General features: G+C 38.6%; 12 protein-coding genes. 5 read left to right on the forward strand and 7 right to left on the reverse strand.

All coding sequences use genetic code 11. From position 1 onward, the window contains the following. Nucleotides 1-131: 131 nt before the first annotated feature. Together H1P_RS28705 and H1P_RS28710 are read left to right on the forward strand one after the other, a co-directional pair. Nucleotides 132-509 (forward strand): hypothetical protein, encoded by a 378-nt coding sequence (locus H1P_RS28705; RefSeq protein ID WP_144874178.1) that lies wholly within the window; start codon nt 132-134, stop codon nt 507-509. A gap of 4 nt (nt 510-513) precedes the next feature. Beyond that, on the forward strand, nt 514-849 hold the full coding sequence (locus tag H1P_RS28710; RefSeq protein WP_144874180.1) for a hypothetical protein: 336 nt from the start codon (nt 514-516) through the stop codon (nt 847-849). A 218-nt stretch (nt 850-1,067) separates the two neighbouring features. Here H1P_RS28710 and H1P_RS28715 read toward each other — a convergent pair whose 3' ends face one another. The 3 genes from H1P_RS28715 to H1P_RS37830 form a co-directional block, all read right to left on the reverse strand. Next, on the reverse strand, nt 1,068-1,484 hold the full coding sequence (locus H1P_RS28715; protein ID WP_144874182.1) for a carboxysome distribution maintenance protein McdB: 417 nt from the start codon (nt 1,482-1,484) through the stop codon (nt 1,068-1,070). Continuing rightward, nucleotides 1,481-1,633, reverse strand: coding sequence for a hypothetical protein (locus H1P_RS37825; RefSeq protein ID WP_222427296.1), 153 nt, complete (start codon nt 1,631-1,633; stop codon nt 1,481-1,483). Before H1P_RS37825 ends, H1P_RS28715 begins: the two co-directional genes overlap by 4 nt. 134 nt (nt 1,634-1,767) lie before the next feature. Next, the gene (locus tag H1P_RS37830; protein WP_222427297.1) at nt 1,768-2,271 is read right to left on the reverse strand and encodes a ParA family protein; all 504 of its coding nucleotides are present in this window, start codon (nt 2,269-2,271) and stop codon (nt 1,768-1,770) included. 455 nt (nt 2,272-2,726) lie between these two features. Here H1P_RS37830 and H1P_RS28725 point away from each other — a divergent pair, with 455 nt between their 5' ends. Beyond that, a complete protein-coding gene (locus H1P_RS28725; RefSeq protein ID WP_144874184.1) occupies nt 2,727-2,921 on the forward strand; it encodes a hypothetical protein in 195 nt (64 codons plus the stop codon). 65 nt (nt 2,922-2,986) lie between these two features. On the opposite strand, the gene H1P_RS28730 is transcribed toward H1P_RS28725, so the two are convergent. The 4 genes from H1P_RS28730 to tnpA all read right to left on the reverse strand — a co-directional run bounded on the left by H1P_RS28730 (nt 2,987) and on the right by tnpA (nt 6,152). After that, nucleotides 2,987-5,050 carry a protelomerase family protein gene (locus H1P_RS28730; protein ID WP_144874186.1) on the reverse strand — a complete coding sequence of 688 codons (2,064 nt, stop codon included), beginning with the start codon at nt 5,048-5,050 and terminating at the stop codon, nt 2,987-2,989. A 141-nt stretch (nt 5,051-5,191) separates the two neighbouring features. Then, nucleotides 5,192-5,512, reverse strand: coding sequence for an XRE family transcriptional regulator (locus H1P_RS28735; RefSeq protein WP_144874188.1), 321 nt, complete (start codon nt 5,510-5,512; stop codon nt 5,192-5,194). A gap of 1 nt (nt 5,513) precedes the next feature. Continuing rightward, nucleotides 5,514-5,708: a type II toxin-antitoxin system RelE/ParE family toxin gene (locus H1P_RS28740; protein ID WP_144874196.1), complete on the reverse strand. Its 195-nt coding sequence runs from the start codon at nt 5,706-5,708 to the stop codon at nt 5,514-5,516. Between the two features lie 42 nt (nt 5,709-5,750). Next, the gene (tnpA, locus tag H1P_RS28745; protein ID WP_144874190.1) at nt 5,751-6,152 is read right to left on the reverse strand and encodes an IS200/IS605 family transposase; all 402 of its coding nucleotides are present in this window, start codon (nt 6,150-6,152) and stop codon (nt 5,751-5,753) included. 44 nt (nt 6,153-6,196) lie between these two features. Between tnpA and H1P_RS28750 the strand changes: the two genes are divergently transcribed. Both H1P_RS28750 and H1P_RS28755 read left to right on the forward strand, forming a co-directional pair. After that, the gene (locus H1P_RS28750; protein ID WP_144874192.1) at nt 6,197-7,318 is read left to right on the forward strand and encodes an RNA-guided endonuclease InsQ/TnpB family protein; all 1,122 of its coding nucleotides are present in this window, start codon (nt 6,197-6,199) and stop codon (nt 7,316-7,318) included. A 238-nt stretch (nt 7,319-7,556) separates the two neighbouring features. Beyond that, entirely contained in the window at nt 7,557-7,961 is a 405-nt protein-coding gene (locus tag H1P_RS28755) for a toprim domain-containing protein (protein WP_144874194.1), read from the forward strand. Nucleotides 7,962-8,049 lie beyond the last annotated feature (88 nt).

Below are 8,049 nucleotides of genomic sequence, written 5' to 3' on the forward strand. Positions count from 1 at the left end.
ATGTGCATATGGGCAAAAGTCGGAAAGATTAAAGATTTTCGGAAGCTGGATGCATCGAAAGAGGCACGTCCAGATTTCACAGAGAGGTGCGGAGGGTTATACCTCCCATCGACTCTACCAAAGAGCGAGTCTTGAATTGCAGTACAAGTAATGACTTAATTAAATTACTGGCTGACAACAAAGCGAGTGAACCAGAAATCAACTGGCTGAGAGAGAATTATTTAAGCATCTCTGAAAAGCAGCAGCTGACTCTAATTGAAAACTCAACCCAAGGAAATTTGTTTAAGGTGCCAGAGCCTACCCCAAGAGGGGAAATAGTTGAATACCGATTATCAGAGATAATTGAGTCAATAGACCATGAAATGAAACGATTGGGATGGAGTAAAGAACAGGGTCGGCAGCACTTAATGGAGAAATACAATAAAAAAAGCCGAATTCATCTTTCTGATAATGAGTTACTAGAGTTCTGGGAATATTTAAAAAATCTGAGCCGAAAAAAGGGAAATTGAAGTGATGAAAATTAAAAATCAAGAACAAAGAGCCAAAAAACTGCCCTTAATCCCTTTAAGAGTTGAAATCAAAACTCTTTATGCCAATGAAGACATGGAGATTAGTTGTTATTATGCTGAAGGGCATTGGGAATCTAGATCGGTAGCAATTGCCATGAATCAAGAATTGGATACGGTGGAAGGCGATCTACGACCTATTTTCGTATCGGATGTCAAACATTCTTATTTGACAAAAATCAACGATGTTGATCAAGAAAACGATGAATTTATTTGGTACAAAGAAACCGCTCAAAAAATTTCTTCTGATAGTTTTCCTGTAAGTGTCGTCCAAATAAATTAATTATTGAAGTTCTAATCTGTATCTTTTGTTGAACGATGAGATGCCCAGATAAATAAAGAAATGAAACGATTGGGTAGGACAACAGAAGAAAATACAAAAAGTAAAGTGAAATTAAAGAATCATGATGGTAGAAATAATGAAAGAAAAGGCAAAAAATGAACCAGGTAATATGGTAAAAAGGTAAAAAGCTAAATTTAGCTTTTTAAGAATAGATAATTTTATTCTTTAGACAACATAGTAATTAATCTTCTAAGTCTTCCAGCTTCTTTGCGACTTTTGTATCGAGATTGAGCTTCCTTGGTGATTTTTTTGAGAGTAGAGGGATGGGCGATCGCTATTGTCCAAGCAGCTTCTAAAAAAGTCTCCACAGTAATTTGGTGATCTCGACAATACTGGGACAAATGGCGATCGAGATCTTCAGAGAGAACGATCGCCGAACGTCTTTTAGTTTTGGGATATTGTGAGAGTTTGTGCTGTAAATCCTCTAAAGTATTAAGGGACGGAGTGTTCTGAGTCTCCTCAACAAAAGGAGTGGGAGGCTTCTCGTTTTCAGTAATGAGAGAATCAGTTCTATTGGGAACGCTAGCTCTTTTTCGATTTCTGAGTTGCTCTAAAATATTGGGTTTTTCACTCATAAACTCACCTCACAGTTATCTTTAATGTTGGCTTGCTCTAAAATTTGTTGTGCCAGATATTGAATCGGATATTCGAGGTCCACATCTTTTAATCCAATTTTGTGGTTAATGGCTTCCTTATATTTTTCCGATTCGCGAATCGAAGGCAAAACCCTCGCCTCATCCTTCATCCCTTCAATAGCAAAACGACTCTCTGAAGGTTTGATTTAAACCAACCCATTTATCGCGAAAAGGAACAACTCCAATAAGGTTCGCATCAGTAGCCCTCATGCTTTTCATCGATTCAATCAAGAAAGCGTGTGCGAATCACAGAACCAAAACCTTTAGCATTAGCTTCGGCGGGAATCACCAAAAAATCGGCAGCACCAATCACAGTTTTAGAAATTTGACTTCTTTGAGGAGGAGAATCAATAATGCAGAACTTAAAAATGTCACTCATAGATTCTAATCTTCGAGAGAGCAGCATAGCTCCAATACTACTGCTACTGAGATAATCATTGGCACTGTCAAACCCATCATCAGCAGGGATTAAAAATAAGTCACCTGCATCTTGGACTGATGTAGGGTAGACGGCATCTTCAAAATCTACAGTGTCTTGAAGAAATTCCAAAAGAGTCGGTTGATTTTTTTGCAGTTCAACACCCAAATAGGTAGTCAAATTGTGTTGGGGGTCGGTATCAATAGCTAAAGTGGGGGCTTCTTTTGAGAGTCTTCGGGCTAAAAATAAACTGAGAGTAGACTTACCTTGACCTCCAGAGAGACTGGTAATTGCAATTGTCGTAGCCATTACGAAAAATAATTAAGCTTTTGCTCAGTTATATATCAGGTAATTTAGTTAGTCAATAAAATTAGCTTTTTAGCTTTTTAGCTAAAGAATTTTTGTATTAAGGTATTAAATCAGAAGTGATGGTAATAGAGCAATTGTCAACTCGTTGCGGTAATTGGAGATGATTTGAAATGGGGACAACCAGAGCGGACAACTGGGGGACAACCAAGGGGACAACCTGAAAAGCCTATTATATAAGGGATGGGACAACCAGGACAACTCTTTTAAAAAGCTAGAGAAAAATAAAGATAACCTACTTTATTAAATTTTGCTTTCTTCAACTGCCACATCATCATCGGAAATTAGAGAAAAGCTCTCCCTAACCAACTCAGATTTAAAATCTCAAGTCAAAAAGCAATCTTTGGACAAGGTTAAAGAAGAGTCAAATAATTATCTGTTGAAGAAAACTGCTAAGGATGTCCGAGTATCAACTCGTCTCCGCAGTAACTGGAGATGATTTTAAATGGGGACAACTAGCAGGACAAGGAGAGGACAACCTCCTGGACAACCCAGAAACCCTATTAGATAAGGGATGGGACAACCTAGATAAAGCAAGGGATAGAGGTTGTCCCATCGGTTGTCCCAAGGGGTGTCCCCTCTTCTTGACCTGAAAAAAGAGAGATCGCGTCAGTTGCTAGTGTTATTTTTGCCCAGGAGTGTGAATTTCAGTTAAAAATCAATCAAAGTCAAAAAAATCGGTGTAGCCCTGTTCGCGATGAAAGTTACCATTGTGATACCTGTCGAGGTGGTGTTTTTGGTGATGAGCGTTAATTTCAGCCTTGCGCCGTTTAACTACACGAGAGATGGTGACTTGAGAATTGATAATGTCCTTGAGAGGATTAATGCCGATGTACCACTTGTCCGCTTTGGTTAAGGCGCGATCGTTGTGAGCCATAATAGTATCGATGGCACGATTGAGAAGAGCGATTGTATCGGCAACAGAATTGTGTTGGTCAACAGGCTCTTTTGGTTCTGAGGGCGGTAAATTATCGGGATCGGCAGAAGATGGAGGTGTCTCAATGATCTGACGGTCTAAGAAAAGCTCCAGCTTATTAGTTAATTGAGACATCGACCTGACCAACAGCAGTACGGCATCATTCGTATTATTTTCTACAATAGAGTGTGGTTCACCCGAAGTTGAGAAGCTGCTATTTGAATTAGGGCTAGGTGTTGACTCAGGGTTGTCCCCTGCTATTGAGGAACTATCTAGTTTGACGTATGATTCAGGGATAGAAGAATCTAATTGAGCTTCTACTGAAGAAATCAAAGCACGAGCATTCTTCAACTCTTGTTCCAATACCTCAGCTTTTTCAGCCTTGTTCATGAGGGTAATTAAAGTATCATTTTCAGTCATATCTTTGCCTCGAAAGTGGTTGAAACGCTCTTTAGTAGAAGCGCGAGTATGAACGATAGTTCGTGGATCGTTCGTCACTCGTTCCCCGACTGCTCCCGTTGTGGTCTGCGGTTGTGGGTTTTCACCAGAAGAAAGCTCCTCTGAACCCGATTTATCGAGTAGCACTCCCATTGAATCAATTTGTTTACCCTCCTCATCCACCAGATAATAATGAAAGTAATGTTCGGTAGAAGGAGAATTAGGAGAGGCAACCGCTTCATCACCAATTAAGTGTCCCAAGCGTAAAGACAAAAAACGATGGAAAGAAGCGCGGTGGGGACAGAAAAAGTGAGTAGCAATCTCGCCGTAAATGCCACGCAAATTTTGAACGGTCACGCCCCTCTCGCGCTTCAGAACCCGAACGATACCAGGGTGTTGAAAATGTTTTTCGACCTGATATTTAACCGCAGGATTAATCGATTGGTTAATCTTGGTACTGGTGGCAGACAATAAAGGTTGAATTTTAGGCAAAGAACGAAAACGAGCGATCGCCTCTAGGAGTTGAGAAGCAGGAACGATAGAATAGGGAAGATAAGCAGGAGCTTGATTCTTTTTTTTCAACTGACCTTCAAAAAGATATTCATAAGGATAGGCTGAATTAGGAGGAAGAGAGAAAGAACCCTTGACAATTTCAGTAAAGCGACGACCAGAAGCAGCAGCAATAGCGGTAGCTAATTCAGTATAAGAGTTACTATTTAGTAGTTGTCGAACGGTTTCGAGATAGGGATCAAGTCGAACGGGTTGAGGATGCTCTTGCTTGATGTTGTTGTTAGCAGTAGTAGACCGCCTCAAATTGACATAGAAAGGAGTATCGTATTTAAGATACATCTGAACGTAATGAATGGAAATCTCTTCTAGTTCTCCCGTATCTTTGTTGGGAACTGCAATCAACCAAGAATTTTGCTGGTTGAGAACTAGCTGGTGGGTAGCGATCGTGGAACGGCTCGGCTCTGCCGAGATCGCATCACGGACGAGATTAATATAAAGAGGATGATGATTTTTAGCGATAGTAGGTTTAGGATAGCCCCGCTCTAAAAGTTCGGTTTCATCTTGACAGAGTTGACGAATTGTCTCTTCCGTATCTTGCCCCTGTTGATGGAGTTCAATGATACGGGTTAAAAAACAGAGAGACAAAGTTAAGATTTCGTTTTCGCTGAGTCTCTTCAAACGCTTTTTAGAGATTTCATCGAGAGAAAGACCTCTATTTTGGAAATAATCTTGCAGCCGTTGCTCGTATAGCTCGATAATTTGATTTCTAACAGTCTGCCAGCTATGGCGATCGATTTCAGTTTGGCAACTGTTAATCAACTGTGATTCGGGAAGAATGGGTTGGGAAGTGCGTGGCATTTAAACTTCAGTAAACGTAGCTGAGACGGCATATTTAAGATATCCCTATCTTAGGATATATATCTTAAATATGCTAGCTATATTTTGTCCTTTGGGGATTAAGAAAGAACAGTGACGGATTGAGGTCATTTGAATGATTGTTTATTTTTGAATAAAGTCGAAGTTGGTAATTTTCACTTTGCGATCGCCAAAATTAGCAGTAATTTCCAATTTACCACCCATAGCTTCAATGACTTCTCTCAGATGAGAAATGTACATATCGCTACGCTTTTCGAGGCGAGAAATGGCAGGCTGTTTGACGTTAAGCTTGGATGCTAATTCATCTTGAGTCAGAGAGACGGCATGACGAATTTCATCGAGAGCCATTTGGGATTTGAGTTGTTCTGTATGGGCTGCAATTTTAGCTTTTCTAGATGGTGAAAAACCAGCAGTCAGTTGAGAAAAAGGTTGATGTCCGCTCATGTTATATAAGTCCTTCTCCTTGAATTTCAATTAGATAGAGGTCATAAAGTCGGTCGGCAAGAGGAATCATTTTTTGATAGAAACGCGGATCGCCAGTTTTATCACCTCCAATTAATAGAATGACATCACGTTTGGGATCGAAGCAGTAAAAAATACGGAGGGGATTACCTTTCGTGATGCGTAAAGCCGTGCCAATTTATTGCACGGATATAAGCGAATAGCCAGATTTATCTGGCAGTCATCCATGATGAGGGTCATTAATATATTCCAGTATTATCTGAGTACTAACCTTTCCCGTGGTATCAAACATATAAGAATGAGTCCAAAGAGAAGGTAATTTCAATAACTCTGGAAACTCTTGTCTAAGATATCGAGAGGTTCTACCTTTAAAAGCCTTAACTACCTGAGAAATAGAATGATGAGGGTCATACTCAACTAGCATATGTATATGATCTGGTGCAACTTCCAAGGCTTTAATAACCCATTTTTTCTCATTAGCAACAGATTGAAAAATCTCAATACATCGAAGTTTTAGAGCTTCATTTTTAGCGAATACTTTTCGTCTTCTGCATGGTATCCATACCAAATGAACTGTTGCCAATCCAACAGCATGATTGTAATGTTTATAAATTTTCTTCATGTTGATACTTTATTTTTATCTACAAATATGATATCATTCTACACATGAAGACTTATCAATTTAAACTCTATCAGCATAAACGAAATAAGCACCTACACCGTGCGATAAACGCTGCCAGCAGTATATATAATCACTGTATTGCCTTGCATAAGCGTTATTATCGTTTATTTGGTAAACATTTGAATAAAAATAAGCTAATGAAACATATAGCCAAGCTAAGAAAAAAAAATGAGTACTGGCTATTAGTTGGTTCACAAGCAACACAGGATATTATTCAAAGAATTGATAGAGCTTATGACTTATTTTTCAAACATCATAAAAAGGGGGTAAGACCGCCAAATTTTAAGAAAAGAATCAAGTACAAATCATTTACTCTTAAACAGGCTGGCTATAAATTTTTAGATGACAATCAATTAAAAATAGGAAAAAGAATTTATAAAATCTGGAAAAGTAGAGAGATAAAAGGAAAGATAAAAACTGTTACTATCAAGCGTAATCCTTTAGGGGAATTGTTTATTTTTGTGGTGACAGATTTTGTAGATCGTCAAGTCTCAACCATGTCGGGTAAGAGCGCAGGTTTTGATTTTGGCTTAAAAGTTTTTCTTTCTTGCTCTGATAATACAGAAGTAAAATCACCACTATTTTTAAAACAATCCCTTAAAGAATTAAAAATAGCTAGCCGTAACCATTCGACTAAAAAGAAACGTTCAAATAATAGAGAAAAAGCCAGAAAGAATTTAGTCAGAGTACACGAAAAAGTAGTTAATCGTCGTACTGACTGGTTCTGGAAACTAGCACATGAGTTAACAGAAAGGTTTGATTATCTCTATTTTGAAACTCTCAATTTGAGAGGGATGCAGCGTTTATGGGGTCGTAAAATAGGTGATTTAGCGATGCAGCAATTTCTTAATATATTAGAATTTGTTGCAGAGAAAAAAGGTAAGTTTGTAGGCTATATCGATCGATGGTATCCGAGTACTAAAACTTGCTCAGAATGTAATTTTGTTATTGATAAATTAGGATTAGCTGAACGTTATTGGGTTTGTCCTTCATGTAATACTAAACATGGAAGGGACTCTAATAGCTCGATTAATATTTTAAGAGTTGGGGCTTCAACTCTGAGGTTAGGAGATGTCAGTCTGTCTCAGACAGCTATCTCTGCTTGAGCCTCGAATCCCAGTCTATTTATAGCTGGGAGTAGGTCAAATTTAGCTCTTGGAAGTCTAGCGGTAAGTTCGACTATTTATGCCTTAGTAACAACTAATATTTCACTAGTAGTTATATTCTCATGCTTCGTCTCTAAGCTCAAAATCTCATAACACCTATTCTTGCCTTCCTTAATTATTGAATTTGCAATAGGTACTCTAATTTTCCACAAGATTAGCTTTAATTGATGTAATTGCTATGACAAAATTATTAATAGTTGAATCTCCCAAAAAAGCCCGAACAATTCAAAAATTTATCGGCAAAGATTGGATTGTCAGAGCAAGTTTCGGTCACGTCCGTCAGCTTGCTAAAGATGGGGACGGCAAATTAGGTTTCGACATAGTAGGCGATCGCGTAATTTGTCGTTACTCTATTAACGACAGTAGAACAAAGCAGAATCTCAAGCAGCTAAAACAACTGGTGAAATCGGCATCCTTGGTAGTTATAGCAACTGACCCAGACCGAGAAGGAGAAGCAATCGCTTTTCACCTAAAAGAAGAACTAAAACTAAGGGATTACCAAAGAGTGACTTATGGAGAAGTAACTGAAAAAGCAATTCATAGGGCGATCGCTTTTATCCCTTTCTCTTTAAGTGTAGTCTAAGTTTAGGAAATTGGTATAACTACACCTGTGAAAAAACTGCCACTAAACCTCCCAAAAAGGAGATTAATTGGCAGAGCTATCCGTATAA

Source organism: Hyella patelloides LEGE 07179, from assembly GCF_900659865.1.
In the GTDB taxonomy this organism is placed as follows: Bacteria; Cyanobacteriota; Cyanobacteriia; order Cyanobacteriales; family Xenococcaceae; genus Hyella; species Hyella patelloides.